Genomic DNA, 17,174 nt, shown 5'->3' with positions numbered 1-17,174 from the left:
CTCATTTGCTATGTTATGGATATGCGAAATAGGACATTCCCATAAAACGAAGGAATAATTAGTATGAAAAAAAGAAATATAGCAAAGCATATGGGACAAATTGTGCAGACTTATTTATTTTTTTGAAACAAATCCCAAGGAATTATCGTAATAAATAAAAACAGTTATAACAGAATTTGGTTGCAGAAAGGGGGAGGACAAAGTGGAGGCGTTGTTCTGGGGCTGTCTGTTTGGCGGCGTGCTTTATGCAATTGTAAGCGTTATATTTGGCGATTTTCTAAGCTCTGCTTTTGACGGAGCGCTCGATTTTCTCGCCAGCGAGGGGTATGGCTGGCTTCAGCCTACCTCGCTCGTAGGCGGCATTACCGCCTTTGGCGGCGCAGGGCTGCTGCTGCAACAATATTCACCGCTGACAGCTGGAATAGTCCTTGTTATTGCTGGATTAGTCGCGATCGTCGCAGGCGGAGGCGTATATTTCCTATATGTGAAGCCGATGAGCGAAAGTGAAAATTCAACAGCCGTCTCCATTCATGATTTTACCGGGCGGCTTGGGGAAGTATTGGTACCGATTCCGGCGATTGGATGCGGCGAGGTGCTAATGCCGGCAGGAGCGGGATTTTCCAATCAAATTGCCGCAAGCTTTGACGGCGAACCAATTCCAAGCGGCGTCCGCATTGTCGTAATTGAAGTGAAGGAGCATACGCTGTATGTGTCTCAGCTTGAAATATAGGAAAGGATATGATTTCGCTATCCTATCTCTATATTTCTCGGACTGAAACGCGCCGCGCCGCCAAAGGACGGCTTTCGGCCGTTTCACCTTGAATTCTAAGAGTTTATAAGTTTCATCCTTATATCCGCTTAGAATTCTAGGGCAAAGCTCTTCGCTCGTCCCAGAAGGACACGAAGTCGTTTTTGCTTGAAATACAAGAATGTATAAGTTTCCCCCTTATACTAGGCTTATATTTCTCGGACTGAAACGCGCCGCGCCGCCAAAGAACGGCTTTCGGCCGTTTCACCTTGATCCACTGTTATAACTGGTTATTTGACAAACAGAGAGGAGCTTGATGCTATGCCTGAATTTTTGCTTATTCCCGTTATTGTTGTTGCTGTATTCGTCGTACTTGGACTCGCGTTCTGGGCTCGCTACAAAACCGTTAGCCCAGATGAGGCGATGATTGTAACCGGCTCATTTCTTGGAACCCGCAATGTTATGACAGATGACAGCGGCCGCCGCATTAAAATCGTCAGAGGCGGAGGCGCTTTTATACTGCCAATCTTCCAGAAGGCTGAATTTCTTTCTTTGCTTTCCCATAAACTTGATGTGTCTACTCCAGAGGTGTATACGGAGCAAGGTGTTCCGGTTATGGCCGATGGCGTCGCGATCATTAAAATCGGCGGTATCGTAGAGGATGTCGCAACAGCTGCCGAGCAGTTCATGGGCAAGCCGACAGAAGAGCTGAAGAGCGAGGCGCAGGAAGTGCTGGAAGGGCATTTGCGGGCGATTCTAGGTTCCATGACGGTAGAGGAAGTATATCGCAACCGCGATCGGTTTGCCCAAGAGGTACAAAGTGTGGCGGCCAAAGATCTTAAAAAGATGGGGCTGCAAATTGTCTCCTTTACGATTAAAGATTTGCGCGACAAGCACGGTTATCTGGATGCGCTTGGCAAGCCTCGTATAGCGGCTGTGAAGCGGGATGCAGACATTGCACAAGCTGAGGCGGTGCGGGATGCAAGAATTAAGAAGGCGAGTGCCGAAGAGGAAGGACAGAAGGCCGAGCTGCTGCGGGATACGAATATCGCGGAGGCAGAGAAAATGAAAGAGCTCAAAGTCGCTTCCTTCAAAAAAGACCAGGATACCGCGAAAGCAGAAGCGGATCAAGCCTACGCCATTCAAGAAGCTCGGGCGAAGCAGAGCGTGGTCGAAGAGCAAATGAAAGTTGAGCTGGTGCGTAAAGAACGGGAGATTGACCTTGAAGCAAAAGAAATTTTGCGTAGAGAGAAGCAATACGACGCTGAGGTGAAGAAGAAAGCGGATGCCGATCGTTATGCAGTCGAGCAGGCGGCAGAAGGGGAGAAATCCAAACGGCTGCGTGAGGCGGATGCGCTGCAGTACAGCATCGAAGCGGAAGCGAAGGCGATGGCCGAGCAGAAGCGGCTGGATGGCTTGGCCGTAGCGGATGCTGAGCGGGCCAAAGGTACAGCGGAAGCCGAAGTGATCAGGCTGCGCGGTCTAGCGGAAGCCGAGGCAAAGGAAAAGCTGGCAGAAGCGTTCGAGAAGTTTGGAGAGGCAGCGATCCTCGACATTATTGTGAAAATGCTGCCTGAGCTGGCAGGCAAGGTCGCTGAGCCAATTAAAGGCATAGATAAGCTGACTGTTGTGGATACGGGCAATGGCGAAGGGGCGATGCGACTGAGCAACTACGTCACTTCCTTGATGGCTACAGCGCCAGAGATGCTGAAAAGTGTGGCGGGCATTGATGTAAATGCTTTAATGAAGGGATTAACGACGAAAAATACACCAGCTCCTGCTCCAGTGCCCGCTGTCGCGGTTCCGGCGAAAGCTTCCTCAACGAGCGATGCGTTGCTGCAATTGCTGTCCTCGAAGGAATCGGGCCAAGACGAGAATAACCCATCGTAAATAAGCGAACAAAAAAATCCCCGGCCATCATAAGATGACCAGGGATTTCCTTTTATTAACGGCTGTAGAACTCGACGATTTGTTTAACGTCGATTTCTTGCGTCAACTCAGCACGCTCTGGGAAACGAACGTACTTGCCTTCAAGCGCTTGGTCGTTAAACTCAAGGTAGTTAGGCAGGTGATGACGGCCTTCCATAGCTTCTTTGATCGTTTTCAGACCACGGCTGCGCTCGCGCAGGCCGATTACGTCGTTAAGCGATACAGTGTAAGAAGCGATGTCGACTTTTTTGCCGTTAACTGTTACATGACCGTGAGAAACCAATTGGCGCGCACCAGCACGCGAGTTGGACAGGCCAAGACGGTAAACGAGGTTATCCAGACGGCTTTCCAAAAGCACGAGGAAGTTGTCGCCGGAAATACCTTTCATTTTAGCTGCTTTGTCGAACAAGTTGCGGAATTGCTTCTCGTTCAAACCATACATATGGCGCAGCTTTTGTTTTTCTTGCAATTGAACGCCATAGCCGCTCAATTTCTTGCGTTGGTTCGGGCCGTGTTGGCCTGGTGGAAATGGACGTTTGAGATCTTTGCCAGTTCCGCTCAGGGAAATTCCAAGGCGGCGGCTTAATTTAAATTTAGGTCCTGTATAACGTGACATGCGTCGTGTTAACTCCTTCAACAAATGGGATTTTTGAAGATGGGGTTGTGTTTCGCGGAACAAGCTCAAATGCTCAAGTCAAAACTTAGAGCCTAACAAGCACCTCAGCCGCAGGCCTGTCAGTGAACTTATTCTCGAGGGTGACACAAAACCGTACGCCCATGTATTCAACAATTAATATTATATGAAATTCAGGCAGAAAGTCAAGAAAAATAGCCTGTAATGCTAACCGGGAATGATATAGAGTCTTAAGGCCTATAAACCAACTGTTAATTAGTGCAATATTCTTAAAAATAAAGTATGATGATGGTATCTTCTTCATACATAGATGACTGCTCATCTCCTTGTTTAGACCGACAGAAGGGTTGGGTGTTGCAGATGAACAATCGAAACCGAGATGGGAATAATAACGATCACTTTGCTCAGGCTGCAGCTCCTGTAGAGCAATTGCATCCTGAAATATGGTTTATGCACGAAGATATTAACGATGCGGACAGGCCATACATGATGCCGCTGCTTCAGGACAGCTTCGAGCTATGGCTCAGAGAGGCAAGCGAGGAAGCGGGAGCGGTGCAGGGCGCCTCACTATTATTTGACTGGGAGCTGCGTTTAATTGATAGCACGGGTGCTGTTAAAGGGCAGGCGGAGTTGTGGCGCGATGAGCTGCGAATGCTTGCTGCACAAGTAGCTGAGTCTGGCTGCGCAGCTTCAGTGACGTTTGGAGAGCCGCCTGCTCATGCTGCTGCTGTTCCTGTCCGCAAACGTTCGAGTGGCGAGCCATTCAGCATATTTATACATATTGCCCCAAGCAGTACTGCCGAAGCCGAGCAGCAGGCAAGGCTTAGTGCCCTTCATTTCCGCAGCTGCTTCTACCGCTCTTTCGAACATATATATGTCCGGGATTTGCTGCTCCAGCAAAAACGAACGGAGAAGGATGCCAATAGGCGCGATGCCCTGTTTCTGGCAGCTAAGCGATTGTATGATCAATTCGACGTTACAGCTGTACTATCCGAAATGCTAAGCAGTTTAGGTCAGCTTTACCCGAGCTCCGAAGTCAATCTGTATTTGTCCCAAGACCATTTGAATGGCGATGCGCGCGTCAAGCCGCTTATTTTTAAAAATGCAGCGCATGACATTGTTGCGAAAGCTTTCATGGAAGGCAAGCCGATGACGCAGAAGGAACGGGATGGCACGATACGCCTTGCAGTTCCAATGAGCGGCAAGCAGGCGGCTTACGGCGTACTCTGCATCTCGATTGACGCTGAGCGCTGGGATATTGCGAATATGCCGGCCTTCGTGCTGCTGGCGGATACAGCGGGATCTGCATTTGAGAATGCCAAGCTGTACGAGCAGTCCAATTTGCTCATTAACGAGCTTCGCGTCATTAATGAGCTGGCGAAACGGCTGAATCAATCGCTGAAGCTTAAGGATATATTCAAGTTTGCGACGAATGAGCTGCTTAATATTTTTGAAGCGGATTATTGCTCAATTCTCCAATTGGATAAAGACCGCAACCAATTTAATGTCATGTCCAGCAACATTCCTACGCTTGCACGCGAGCAATTCGTGCCGGATTACGGCTTTAGCGGCATTATTAACCGCACGAAAGAACCGCTTATTTTGTCAGATTATTGGCAGACCCGTGTCGTAACGTCTAAAATGATGGATTACACTGGCTCCCGCTCGCTGATCGCTGCCCCTATTATGGTTGAGGATGAAGTAGTGGGCGTGATCATGGTTACGCATAAAAACCCTCATTATTTCTCCTACGACAATTATAAGCTGCTCCAAATTATGTCCACACATATTGCCTTGGCGGTGACGAATGCTTCGCTGCATGCAGAGGTTCGCCGTATGGTTATTACGGACAATTTAACGGGGCTGCATGCCCGCCACTACTTGAACGAGCAAATCCAGAGCCGTCAGCGCAAAGATCCGTTAGGCTCACTCGTGCTCGTCGACGTCGACCATTTCAAACGCATTAATGACACATTCGGCCATCAGGTTGGGGATCGTATTTTAATCCAAGTGAGCGAAATTATACGGACTACGATTAGGCAGGGAGACATCGCTGCACGATGGGGGGGCGAGGAGCTGGCCGTATATTTGCCAGGCATTCGTTCTGAACAAGCTTTTCGAATCGCTGAACGTATTCGTCTGCTTGTGGAAGCGGAGACGGACCCTAAGGTGACGGTGTCCTGCGGCGTGTCGGAATGGACGTTTGAAAATGATAAAATCAGCGTGGAGTCGCTATTTTATCGTGCAGACATGGCCTTATATGATGCGAAAAACAATGGAAGAAACTGTATTCGTCTCGGCGTAGGATAAGAGCAGGCATTAGACATAAGATTATTGTTTGAAAAAAATAGGAGAAACGTCTGGGCATTTTGCTCAGGCGTTTTTTCTTTTTTTATTGAAGTCCTGCTTCATTAGACAATAGAAGCCTGGACAGGAATAAGGAGCCTGCTGCTTCGGGGAAGCTAGAGAAAGCAAAAGCAACCTTTTGGAGGGAAGAAAAATGAAAACCATTAAGCTAGCTGTTCTATTAGCTTTATTCGCAAGCACGGCATGTCTGAGCGGCTGCATGGATGTGGCAGACAAACGAACGCCGGAGCAGTGGCTTTCTTTATCAGCAGCAGGGCTTGCGGCAACGGATAAATACAGCTTCAGCGGCACTACTTCCATTATTGGAGCAGATGGCTGGAGCTATTCGCCGCTGCGCTTCTCAGGAGAGGTAGTGGATCATGAACAGGTCAAATCGTATGCAGCAACAGCTGCGGACCAGAGCGAATCCGCCGCGCCAGCTGAGCTGCTTAAGGAGATTCAGCAAGCGACAAATAAGGTAAGTATTCAAACGGCGGCAACAGCAGAAGGGCATATCGTGCTTCATGCAGCCGTAGACAAGGGGGAAGCGAAGAAACGGTGGGAGAAGCGCTTGACGGCAGAAATGGCGGCGCTCGCGAGCCAGGCTCCCGCTAAGGAAGGAGCGCTCCGGCAGGAATGGCTGCGCACATATGAGAAGTCCCATCAGGAGCTGAAGCAAATGCTGTCTACCTTAGAGGTGGATGGGCAATACGAGCTGACGATCGACCGCAGCAAGCTGGTGCCGCTCCAGTTGCAGGAGCAAACAACATTTGCTTATCAAAAGCAGGGAAAGCGGATTACGGAGAAGCGGACGACGAACATCTCGCTCAGCGCTTTTGACGGCACCACTTCGCCATGAAGGATGCACGCACCTGTTAAACATGTTACGATGGAGTTGGTAGTATTTATCAACGATAGAGAAGCAATGATTTGGAGGAGAGTTTAACATGCGTGACCCAAGAATTCAGCAGCTAGCTGCCAATTTGGCAGGCTATTCCATCGGCGTTCAGCCAGGTGAAAATGTACTTATTGAGGTGATCGGTTCGGAGCGCGAACTGACGAAAGCTTTAATTGAAGAGGTAGCGAAGCTAGGCGGCAGACCTTTTGTGGAAATTACAGACCCTGCCGTGACGCGCACGCTGCTGCAAAATGGAAGCAAAGAGCAAATCGAGGAATGGACGAAATATGATTTGCAGCGCATGAAGCAAATGGATGCCTACATCGGCATTCGCGCTGGCGGCAATGTCAATGAAATGAGCGACGTTCCAGAAGATAAAATGCGGCTCTACGAGCAAATTTATCGCGATGCTGTACATATGGATCAGCGGGTAAAACGCACGCGCTGGGTTGTGATGCGTTATCCGAACGAATCCATGGCGCAGCTGGCAAAGATGAGCACGGAATCGTTTGAAGATTTTTATTTTAATGTATGTAATTTGGATTATGCCAAAATGGACAAAGCGATGGACCCGCTTCAGGCTTTAATGAACAAAACCGATCGCGTCAGAATCGTATCGCCAGGCACCGATCTTACTTTTTCCATTAAAAATATCGGTTCCAAAAAATGCTCCGGCCACCGCAACATCCCGGATGGAGAAGTATTTTCGGCCCCTGTTCGCGACTCGGTGCAAGGCACCATTTCCTACAATGCACCCAGCGTATATTCAGGCGTAACCTTCTCGGACATTTGCTTCACGTTTGAAAATGGCAAAATCGTCAAAGCGACCAGCAGCGATACGGCGCGCTTGAATGAGATTTTGGACATGGATGAGGGCGCTCGCTATATTGGCGAATTTGCAATTGGCTTTAATCCGCATATTTTGCACCCGATGAATGACACTTTATTTGATGAGAAAATTGCCGGAAGCCTGCACTTTACACCTGGCCGCGCTTATGATGAAACAGACAATGGAAATCGATCGTCCGTTCACTGGGACCTTGTGCTCATTCAGCGTCCAGAGTATGGCGGAGGGGAAATTTATTTCGATGATGTGCTAATCCGCAAGGATGGACACTTCGTTATTCCGGAGCTAGAGGCATTAAATTCCGAAAATTTGAAATAAATGAAAAAGAAGCGTTTTACAATTTGCCTCTTGCCCGATCTTTAATTTCAGGTTATCATGATTTCGAAGGTAAGCTTTACTAATTTAATTGGAGGGGTTCCCCATGTCTAACAACGCAGCTATTGTAGAAATATCCCAAGCAGCAGGTCAATTCCGCTCATCAATCGTTCTGCAAGCAGATAACAAATATATTGATGTTAAAAGTATTTTGGGATTGTTTACTACGCTGGTAGGCGGTCACTCCTACGAGCTTCACGTCCACGGACCAGATGCTGAAGAAGCAAAAGCCGCAATGGCAGCTGTTTTCGCTAAGCATAACCTGAATATTGCAGTTGTTTCTGAATAAACAGGTTACACCAGTACATGCGCCTCTTCGCTAGCCGAAGGGGCGCTTTTCTGTTTTGTCCTTGTGTATTGGCTCTTTTTCGTCTAATATAAAGGGTATAGACGACGGCGGGTACACGCATTAGGGGGGAAAACGATGTCTTCACCGGAAGTCACGGTTCAATTGCATGAGAAAGCTCTTCGTCTCCTTATGGAGGATGCGGCTAAAATAGAGAAATTGATTGAGGTTCAGATGGAGAACTTGACGACCCGTCAATGTCCGCTGTACGAGGAAGTATTGGACACGCAGATGTATGGATTCTCGCGGGAAATTGATTTTGCAGTACGCGCAGGATTGATCGCTGAGCATAGCGGCAAGGAGCTGCTAAGTCGGTTGGAGCGCAATCTGGCTCAGCTTTACGAAGCGTTGAATAGAAAGGAGTAGGCGTACCATGCGGCCTGCTCCTTTTTTTTGTCTGTCTCTCTTTGTGTCTATCTGTTTAGCTATCTGCTTGTTTTGATTGTTCTATATTTGCTTGTATCTTATAAGAGGAACAATTTTACGGCTTTTGTCTTTATTATGGTGGGAGTGCGTTGATCCAACTCCAAGCCTTTTGCGCAGTCCAAATCCTGTTTCAGCACACTCCCGTCCTTTATACCAAATAAAAAGCAATGCCCAAAATACAATAAACCATGAGCAGCAGCGCCCCTTCGTACCAATTGGTCTGTCCATCGCCCGATACCGATTTTGCGATAAAGACGGATACTGCAATAGCGGTCAGCTCAATTGGTGTAAAAATAATGTCCATCGTTTTGCCCATTAATGCGCTGGCAATAATGAGCACGGGAGCGACGAATAGAGCGATTTGCAGGCTGCTGCCGACCGCAATTTCCACAGCTGCCCCGATTTTGTTGCGCAGTGCAAGCATAACCGCAGCACTGTGCTCGGCGGCATTGCCGACAATGGCAATGATGAAGGCCCCTACAAACAGCTCAGACAGCCCAAAACGCGTTGTAAACGTATCCAGCGTGTGCACAAGCCATTCGCTAATAAAAGCGACCATAACGGTAGCTGCAACGAGCATAAGGACGGAGCGGCCCTTAGACCATGCAGGCGCCTCGCCGTGATCAGCGCTCATTTCGCTGTCTGCCAGCATTTGTTTATGTGTCACCATGGAAAACAGCAGCCACAGCACGTAAGCCAAAATCAAAATGACCGCAACGGACAGGCTGAGAAAATGGTCTTTCTCCACCGTGAAGTGTTCGGCTCCAACGAAGATGGCCGGCACGAACAAGCCGATGACGGCAAGCAGCATGAGAGTCGAGTTATGCTGGGCCAGCTGCTGATTGAAATGCTGCTGCTTGAATTTAAAGCCGCCCGCCAGCAGGCTGAGCCCAAGCACGAGCAGCAAATTGCCGATGATGGACCCGGTAATGCTCGCCTTAACCATATCGAAAAAGCCTTCCTTGACGAGGAAAAACGCGATAATCAGCTCCGCGGCATTGCCGAAGGTCGCATTGAGGAAGCCGCCAAGCCGCTGTCCGGCATAATGGGCGACGCTCTCTGTCGCTTGCCCGAGAAAGCCTGCTGCGAAAACAATCGCCACAGCGGAAACAGCAAATTGCAGCGTCATGTCCAGATGGGCGAAATGTGCGATTGCACTAAAGACGAACATGACGATTAATCCGGTGAAAAACAGCTTCTGTCTCACATGGGCACCCCTTTGTGAAAATCTGCAAACCTGTTATATAATATATCCAATTCTATTCGACAGATAACCGTTATTTTAATCGACAAAAGTTGCTTCCGGTTAATTCATCCAGTACAATATACATATATAGCAAATGGAGGAGTGAAGAAGATGACCGAGGACCTTAAAACAGGCATTATTCGTATTTCTGATGACGTAGTAGCAACAATCGCGGGACTCGCCGCACTTGAGACTCCAGGTATAGCAGCCATGTCTGGCGGGATTTCTGAAGGGCTAGCTAAACGCCTAAGCGGAAAAAACGTGCAGAAGGGTGTTTCCGTGGAAGTCGGACAGCTCGAAGCCGCAATTGATTTGCGTATTATCGTCCATTATGGCATTCCTATTCAGGAAGTATGCCGCCAACTGCAGCTCAATGTAAGGGAATCGGTATCGAATATGACCGGTCTTCAAGTCGTTGAAGTGAATGTGAAAGTAGAAGGCGTTGTATTCAAGGAAGAAGAAGTGTTTGAGGAAACAGCTACCCCGCGTATAAAATAATCGGTGATGGCTTGTTGCGCTCCGGCGGATAAAGCTATTCATTCTGATATAACAACACAACAATAAACAAGCTTCCGCGCCTCATAGGTGGGAAGCTTGTTTTAGTTTTGACGTTTGTTTTTTGGCTTTGCATTGCGATTCGCTTCTCGGGAAATGCTGAGCAATACGCCAATGCACATAAGGCAAGCCATAAGCGATGAACCGCCGTAGCTGATGAAAGGGAGCGTTACCCCAGTCAGCGGTATAGCGCCTGTTACGCCGCCAATGTTAATAAATGCTTGAATGCTGAACAGTCCAACTATGCCGACGCCAATAATGGTGCCGTATTGATCCGAGCAGCGCAGAGCGACGATCAAGCAGCGCCATAAAAAAGCCAGAAAAAATAAAATAAAAACCGAGGCGCCAATAAAGCCGAATTCCTCCGCGATAATAGCAAAAATAAAATCATTATACGCATAGGTTAAATAATGCAGCTTTTGTACACTTTCGCCAAAGCCGGCACCAGTCAAGCCGCCATGTCCCAAAGCTTGCAACGAGGAAACGAGTTGAAGCCCCGTATCCTGCTTGTCTGCCACAGGGTCCAAGAAGGCAGTAAAACGGGCAATCCGGTAAGACCACTTTGTCGGGCTGATTGCCATAGAAATGCTCACTACAACGGTAAGCACGAGCCCCATGAGTCCGCCGGTTACGAATACTTGCTTCAGATTTGCCCCGCCAGCCATAATCATAACGGTTGCGCATCCTGCCAGTACCATGCAAGAGCCCAAATCCGGCTGCAGCATAATGAGGAAGCAGATAAAGCCAGTAACAAGAATGACGGGCACGAGTCCTTTTTTGAAGTCGCGGAATTTTTCGCCTTTTTTGGAGATAAGGGCTCCCAAGTACAAAATTAGCGCGAGCTTTGCGGGCTCCGTAGGCTGTATCGTAAGCGGTCCTATTTGCAGCCAGCTGTGCGCTCCGTTGATATTATCACTGACAAAGGGAACGATAGCTAGTAAAACGACAACAGGAAAAAAGAAAAGCAGAAACGATTTTTTATAAAATTCATATCGAATATTCATCAGTATAAGCATAAAAAATACGCCTGCTGCTGCAAAAACAGCCTGTTTCTTAACAAAATAGAGCGGATCATTCAAATATTTTGGTGAATATAAAGCAATGCTTGAGCTCGCGCTGAATACCATCACGAGCCCAAAACCGACGAGCAGAAGCGTGAAAATGAGAAGCAGAAAATCTGGCCTGCCACGGCTGCCGTTTTGCGTTTTGCTCATACTAGTCAAGCAATTGCTTGAGTTGCTGCAATCGCTGCGTAGCTGTGTTCAAAATAGGTTGCGGCACCGGTGATTCATACTCCATGCCATGCGGGAACGTTGCTCTGCCAATGTATACGGCTTCAATTGCAAGTACAGCATGCGGAGATTCAAGCTTTCCTTCAACGGCACGCGTGTTGATGCGCAAAAAGTATTCAGAGTTTGTAGCCTTATCTTCCAGTTTCAAATCATATGTAGCGCGGTAGTATTCCCACTGCCAGCGAACGAAGCCAAGCTTTTCTGCCGATTCATCCAGATGGAACAGCTCGCTCTGAACACCGTTCAAACCGGTATTCTCAATAATCATGATGTTTCCTCCTCATTATTCATAACCAATTGTTGAACATTCATTTCTCATGATAGTATGTTTCCCCAGCCAGTGCAAGCCTTACCCGCGCCGACAAAGCAAACCGAAATAAACATTCCTGCAATTAAGCTTCCTTATGTGAGCTTCGTTCTGTTAAAATAGAGTAAGTTAATACGATTAAGACGATAGGTCTGTCATTTGTGTAAAAGGTGAAGGAGGTTTGCTGTTATGTTGACCAGTGTCTATGCGTTAGAAAAGCTGCAACATCTTTATCCAGAGATGGTGCAGTGGCGGAGATACCTCCATCAGCATCCTGAACTATCCTTCCAAGAGGAGAAAACCTCAAGATGGATCGCAGGGAAGCTGGCGGAATTCGGCTGCGAGTTTGAGGAAGGTGTAGGCGGATATGGCATCGTCGTCACGATAAAGGGCGAACGGCCTGGGCCAGTCGTGGCTCTGCGCGCCGATATCGATGCGTTGCCGATTCAAGATGAGAAGCAGTGTGATTATGCGTCAACGGTACCCGGAATTATGCATGCCTGCGGGCACGATGGCCACACGTCGTCGATGCTGGCCATAGCGAAGTTCTATCAGGAGCATCGCAGTGACATTAAGGGCGAGCGGAGACTGCTGTTCCAGCCTGCTGAGGAAGTGACGCCGGGCGGTGCCATTCATATGATTAAGGACGGAGCGCTTGCAGGCGTGGATGTCATCTATGGCATTCATCTGTGGGCACCGCTCCGATTTGGGCAAGTATCGACAAGAGCAGGCGCTTTCATGGCCGCAGCCGATGAATTCACAATTGAAATTATCGGGCTGGGCGGACATGGCGGCATGCCGCATAAAGGAATTGATACGATTGTGGTTGGGGCGTCGCTCGTGCAGTCGATACAATCGATTGTTAGCCGGAGCATCAATCCGCTGCATCCGTCGGTTATTTCTATAGGTTCCTTTCAAGCGGGAACGACGAATAACGTCATTGCCGAACGGTGTTTGATGAAAGGCACGGTTCGTTCCTTCGATGAGGAAAGCCGTTATTTTATTCATGAGCGTTTGAAGCAGGTTATAGAGCATACATGCCAAATGTATGGCGCCAAATACGATTTTCAGCTTCGCGTCGGCTATCCTGCCGTCATTAATAATGAGCATGAAGCGGAGCGTTTTTTTCGCGTAGCAGAGCCGATGCTCGGAGAAGGCAATGCGGTGCGGGGCGATGAAATGATGGTAGCTGAAGATTTTTCCTACTATTTGGACGAGGTTCCCGGCTGCTTTATGATGGTAGGCGCGGGCAATGGCGATATGTCCACCAGCTATTCCCATCATCATCCTAAGTTCGATTTCGAAGAAGGCGCCATGCTTAAATCCGCAGAACTGCTCATTCGTCTGGCTGAGGATTATGTGTCAGAGCATTAGATGGTTAGAGCATTAAACGGCGTGCTGGACGAGCATGGCAGCAGCAGTACGTTAATTGGAGAGTATGTCACGGAATACGGTGGCATGCTCTCTTTTTTTATGACCAGCTTACGATAACAACCACTATTATGATTGCATAAAATAGGGCCTATTTCCGCATACTGCTCCTATAGGAGGCCATTATGGCCGATGGTCTGGCTTTGCCGTTGTGCTAATGGCTGCACACTTATACATAAGGAGGGGATAACATGCTGGGACCAAGCAGCAAGCCGCTTATTGTTCAAAGCGATATGACGCTGCTGCTCAATATGAAGCAGGCCGGGGCAGAGGAGGCCGCTGGCAGGCTGCTTGCTTTCGCAGAGCTCGTCAAGCGCCCAGGCGGTTGGCATACGTACCGGATGACAGCCATGACGCTATGGCAAGCCTGCGCGTCGGGGATGGCGGCGGAGGACGTCATAGCGCTGCTGATGAAGTATGCATCATCGAGCATCCCGGGCTATGCGGAAATGAGCATACGCAAATGGATGGGCCGCTATGGAAAGCTGCATCTTGAGCTAGCGGGAGACAAGCTCGTGCTCAGCGGCAGCGCGGAGCTGCTCATGGAGCTGGCTCGCCATCCGGAAATAAGGCCGAAATTAGCTAGCCCGAATTTGGCAGCATGCCTCAGCGGGCCAGGTATAGAAGTCCGCGGGGAGGAGCGGGGGCTGCTCAAGCAGGAGCTGGCCCGGCTCGGTTATCCCGTCATCGATCAGGCGGGCTATCACGCCGGCGAGGCGCTGAAGGTGCAGCTGTGCGAGGTAACGCGCCAAGGCAAGCCGTTTGAGCTGCGAGCCTATCAGCAGCAGGCGGTAGATGTTTTCTGCGCTGAAGGCTCCGTGCATGGCGGCAGCGGGATTGTCGTGCTGCCATGCGGAGCAGGCAAGACGGTTGTGGGACTGGCTGCTCTTGCAAAGCTAAGCAGCGCGACCCTGATTTTGACCTCCAGCACCACCTCGGTCCAGCAGTGGAAGCGCGAGCTGCTGGACAAAACAACGCTGCAGGAAGAGCACATCGGAGAATATGCTGGCGGGCTCAAGCAGGTACGCCCGGTAACCATTGCCACCTATCAAATATTGACGAGCCGCAAGGCGAAGTCGGCAGCCTATCAGCATATGAATTTATTTTCCGAGCGCGACTGGGGGCTCATTATTTATGATGAGGTGCATTTGCTGCCTGCACCTGTTTTTCGAATGACAGCAGATATTCAAGCGACGAGGCGGCTTGGGCTAACGGCAACGCTCGTCCGCGAGGATGGCTGCGCGGAGGACGTCTTTTCGCTCATTGGTCCAAAGCAGTATGAATGGCTGTGGAAGGCGGTTGAAGCAGAGGGGCATATTGCGGCTGTTCATTGCACCGAAATTCGGATACCGCTTAGTGAGGCTGTCCGTAAGCGGTATGCGGCTGCCGCTCCCCGTTCCCAATTGCGGCTTGCGGCAGAAAATCCATCAAAGGCATCTATAATTAGGGAACTGCTGAAGCGTCATGAAGGCGTGCCTACGCTCATTATCGGGCAATATTTAGATCAGCTGCATGCGGTTGCCGAAGCGCTCGCGATTCCCGTTATAACCGGAGAGCTGGAGCAGGATAAGCGCCAGCTGCTTTATGACCGTTTCCGCTCAGGCGAGGTTCCGGTGCTGGCGGTTTCAAAGGTTGCCAATTTCGCTGTTGATTTGCCGGATGCGGCAGTAGCTATTCAAATATCGGGCAGCTACGGCTCAAGGCAAGAGGAGGCTCAGCGCATTGGGCGCATTCTCAGGCCAAAGCAAGGAAGAAACGAAGCGTGGTTTTATACCGTTGTCAGCGATGGCACCAAGGAGCTGGATTTTGCCCTGCGGCGCCAGCTGTTCATGGTGGAGCAGGGGTATCGCTATGCGCTGGAATCGCGGGAAGCAGCTTTGCTTGAATAAAGGGAGCAAGCCGAGGCAAACGATGTAGGGGGAGAAAAAAATGTACGTCCACGAGCTCGCCGACAAGCTGACGGATTATCGGCAGCAAACATTTATGGAAGCGCCGATGTGGTGGTATGCAGCTAAAGAAAATAAGCAGTGGAGCGATGCGGTTAAAGATCGCCGCTCCATGCTTGAGGCGATTCAATCGCTCTCTTCTACGACGCTTGCGGCGCTGAAAGCGGTCATAAAGCTTGCTGGCGCTGATCCAGCTCCTGAGGAGAGGCTTTTTCGCCTTGGCCCGAAGCAGGCGTGCATGTCAGGCGCGGAGTTTCGCTGGGCTTTAGCGGAGCTGCAGCGCGGCGGGCTCGTATTTTCGGTAAGCCGCAATTGGGGCGAGCGCATTTATTTTGTGCCTCGCGACAGCTTTGCGCTATGGCAGCAGCTGGTGTTTCCCTGCCAGCTGGAGGCGAAGGCGATGGATGCTTTGGCAGAAGGCGAGGTGCAGTTTCGAGCCTCTGGCAGACTGCTGGGACTTCAATTGCTTGATGCGTGGACGGAGCTTGCGCGAAGCGGGCTTGCACTGACGAATAAAGGGATTTTGCCTAAAAAAATAATTGCCCGCCTGGGAATCTCCGTTACGCTTACGGAGGAAAATATCGCTTGCTTGAATGTATCGGACGATCGGGTACGCCAATACGGACGCATATCTGCCTTTATTTTGGAAACGGCTATAAGTTTAGGCGTGCTGGAGGAGGAAGAGGGGCGGCTCATATGGGTAAAGGATAAGCTGGAGCAATGGCTGATTTTAAACAGCTTTGCCCGAGAGGCTTGTCTTCACAGCCTGATTGTGGAGCATTATTTATATAGAAAGCCGCTTTTGGCGCATGGCGCATCGGCATTGTCTGCACTAACTATGGGGCCTTGGTATGAGGCCGAAGCGTGGCTGTATCAGGTGCAGGGCGAGGCTGTTGCAGCTGCGGCTGGACAATTGCCTTTGGGCGATAAGCAGCAGCTGCTGGGGTGGTTGGACACGCTGCATGCTTTCGGCTGGCTTGAGCGAATCGAAGGGCCCGGAGAGCGCAGCTGGTTTCGCTGGATGATAGATCCCCAGCCCGGAACAGACCGATCATCAACACCGCTTACTAGTGAAAGCGAAGCTGTCATCGTGCAGCCAAATGGGGAAATTATCGTCCTTCCGGAATGTGACGGGCGTATTCGCTGGGAGCTGGAGCTTATGGCCGAACGAGTGAACGAGGAACAGCAAGGGCTGTACCGGCTTAGCCGCAAGTCGATCGAACGGGCAATGGCTTTTGGCCGAACGGAAGCAGCGCTGCTCGCTTTTCTCGAATGGGCTTCCGGGAGCAAGGACGCAGCAGCAGAAGCAGCTCCGCTGCTGCGAGACTGGGGAAGCAAGTTGGGCCAGCTGGACAAGCCAGTGGCGGGTGCAGGGAGCTTCGGAGACGGCAGGCAATATCCTTCCTTTCAGGATAGCTCCCAGCAGCAGCTAGTCGCTGGTTTCCGGCTGTATCCCGATAATGGAGTGGCTGCACCCAGAGCAGAGCATGAGGACTGGCTGGGCCATTATGAGCTTATTCAGCATGATGAGGAGGACAAGCAGGGAAGCTATGCGGGGCTAAAGCAAATTCCCGCAAGCTGGCTGAACCAGCGCCGCGCCTACCATCATTCCACAAGCCGGGAGATGATGGAGCGTGCGCTTCAGTGGCAAACACCTGTCGAGCTGCATTTGGAGGATGGAATGGCTGTTTTTGTACCTTGGGAGCTGCATGCCGAATCCAATAGTTGGTCTGTTACGGGCAGCTTCTCAGGCGCGCAATATGGAGCCAGCGTGAGGTTGTCGCCTGAAAGCTGGCAGGCTATGCGGCTGCTTGTTCCAGGAATTAATTTTCATACATAAAATGGTAT

The 17,174-nt window shown here is 50.0% G+C and carries 15 protein-coding genes; 11 read left to right on the top strand and 4 right to left on the bottom strand.

What is annotated here, in order from left to right:
• Nucleotides 1–202 precede the first annotated feature (202 nt).
• Both BBD42_RS27875 and BBD42_RS27870 read left to right on the top strand, forming a co-directional pair.
• Complete coding sequence (locus BBD42_RS27875) at nt 203–730, top strand: NfeD family membrane protein (protein WP_099520810.1); 528 nt, start codon at nt 203–205, stop codon at nt 728–730.
• Nucleotides 731–1,069: 339 nt separating this feature from the next.
• Entirely contained in the window at nt 1,070–2,638 is a 1,569-nt protein-coding gene (locus BBD42_RS27870; RefSeq protein WP_237163252.1) for a flotillin lipid rafts scaffold protein FloT, read from the top strand.
• A 55-nt stretch (nt 2,639–2,693) separates the two neighbouring features.
• On the opposite strand, the gene rpsD is transcribed toward BBD42_RS27870, so the two are convergent.
• Nucleotides 2,694–3,293 (bottom strand): 30S ribosomal protein S4, encoded by a 600-nt coding sequence (gene rpsD, locus BBD42_RS27865; protein ID WP_046230576.1) that lies wholly within the window; start codon nt 3,291–3,293, stop codon nt 2,694–2,696.
• A gap of 378 nt (nt 3,294–3,671) precedes the next feature.
• On the opposite strand from rpsD, the gene BBD42_RS27855 reads away from it, so the two are divergent.
• The 5 genes from BBD42_RS27855 to BBD42_RS27835 all read left to right on the top strand — a co-directional run bounded on the left by BBD42_RS27855 (nt 3,672) and on the right by BBD42_RS27835 (nt 8,489).
• The gene (locus BBD42_RS27855; RefSeq protein ID WP_099521839.1) at nt 3,672–5,621 is read left to right on the top strand and encodes a sensor domain-containing diguanylate cyclase; all 1,950 of its coding nucleotides are present in this window, start codon (nt 3,672–3,674) and stop codon (nt 5,619–5,621) included.
• 190 nt (nt 5,622–5,811) lie between these two features.
• Nucleotides 5,812–6,516, top strand: a complete 705-nt coding sequence (locus BBD42_RS27850; protein ID WP_099520808.1) for a hypothetical protein — start codon at nt 5,812–5,814, stop codon at nt 6,514–6,516.
• A gap of 88 nt (nt 6,517–6,604) precedes the next feature.
• Nucleotides 6,605–7,720 carry an aminopeptidase gene (locus BBD42_RS27845; RefSeq protein ID WP_099520807.1) on the top strand — a complete coding sequence of 372 codons (1,116 nt, stop codon included), beginning with the start codon at nt 6,605–6,607 and terminating at the stop codon, nt 7,718–7,720.
• A gap of 103 nt (nt 7,721–7,823) precedes the next feature.
• On the top strand, nt 7,824–8,066 hold the full coding sequence (locus tag BBD42_RS27840; protein WP_046230579.1) for an HPr family phosphocarrier protein: 243 nt from the start codon (nt 7,824–7,826) through the stop codon (nt 8,064–8,066).
• A 135-nt stretch (nt 8,067–8,201) separates the two neighbouring features.
• Nucleotides 8,202–8,489, top strand: a complete 288-nt coding sequence (locus tag BBD42_RS27835; protein ID WP_056038636.1) for an Fpa/YlaN family protein — start codon at nt 8,202–8,204, stop codon at nt 8,487–8,489.
• Nucleotides 8,490–8,697: 208 nt separating this feature from the next.
• Here the strand turns inward: BBD42_RS27835 and cax are convergent, their stop codons facing one another.
• Nucleotides 8,698–9,756 (bottom strand): calcium/proton exchanger, encoded by a 1,059-nt coding sequence (gene cax / locus BBD42_RS27830; protein WP_099520806.1) that lies wholly within the window; start codon nt 9,754–9,756, stop codon nt 8,698–8,700.
• A 150-nt stretch (nt 9,757–9,906) separates the two neighbouring features.
• On the opposite strand from cax, the gene BBD42_RS27825 reads away from it, so the two are divergent.
• Nucleotides 9,907–10,293, top strand: coding sequence for an Asp23/Gls24 family envelope stress response protein (locus BBD42_RS27825; protein WP_056038629.1), 387 nt, complete (start codon nt 9,907–9,909; stop codon nt 10,291–10,293).
• Nucleotides 10,294–10,394: 101 nt separating this feature from the next.
• Here BBD42_RS27825 and ftsW read toward each other — a convergent pair whose 3' ends face one another.
• Both ftsW and BBD42_RS27815 read right to left on the bottom strand, forming a co-directional pair.
• Nucleotides 10,395–11,564: a putative lipid II flippase FtsW gene (ftsW, locus tag BBD42_RS27820; protein WP_099520805.1), complete on the bottom strand. Its 1,170-nt coding sequence runs from the start codon at nt 11,562–11,564 to the stop codon at nt 10,395–10,397.
• 1 nt (nt 11,565) lies between these two features.
• Nucleotides 11,566–11,910, bottom strand: a complete 345-nt coding sequence (locus BBD42_RS27815) for a YugN family protein (RefSeq protein ID WP_046230584.1) — start codon at nt 11,908–11,910, stop codon at nt 11,566–11,568.
• Nucleotides 11,911–12,138: 228 nt separating this feature from the next.
• On the opposite strand from BBD42_RS27815, the gene BBD42_RS27810 reads away from it, so the two are divergent.
• The 3 genes from BBD42_RS27810 to BBD42_RS27800 all read left to right on the top strand — a co-directional run bounded on the left by BBD42_RS27810 (nt 12,139) and on the right by BBD42_RS27800 (nt 17,166).
• Complete coding sequence (locus tag BBD42_RS27810) at nt 12,139–13,323, top strand: M20 metallopeptidase family protein (protein WP_099520804.1); 1,185 nt, start codon at nt 12,139–12,141, stop codon at nt 13,321–13,323.
• A 248-nt stretch (nt 13,324–13,571) separates the two neighbouring features.
• Nucleotides 13,572–15,269, top strand: coding sequence for a DNA repair helicase XPB (locus tag BBD42_RS27805; RefSeq protein ID WP_099520803.1), 1,698 nt, complete (start codon nt 13,572–13,574; stop codon nt 15,267–15,269).
• Nucleotides 15,270–15,309: 40 nt separating this feature from the next.
• Nucleotides 15,310–17,166: a helicase-associated domain-containing protein gene (locus BBD42_RS27800; RefSeq protein ID WP_099520802.1), complete on the top strand. Its 1,857-nt coding sequence runs from the start codon at nt 15,310–15,312 to the stop codon at nt 17,164–17,166.
• Nucleotides 17,167–17,174: the final 8 nt, after the last annotated feature.

The organism is Paenibacillus sp. BIHB 4019, from assembly GCF_002741035.1.
Classification (GTDB): Bacteria; Bacillota; Bacilli; order Paenibacillales; family Paenibacillaceae; genus Pristimantibacillus.
This window is presented reverse-complemented; position numbering and strand designations above follow the sequence as displayed.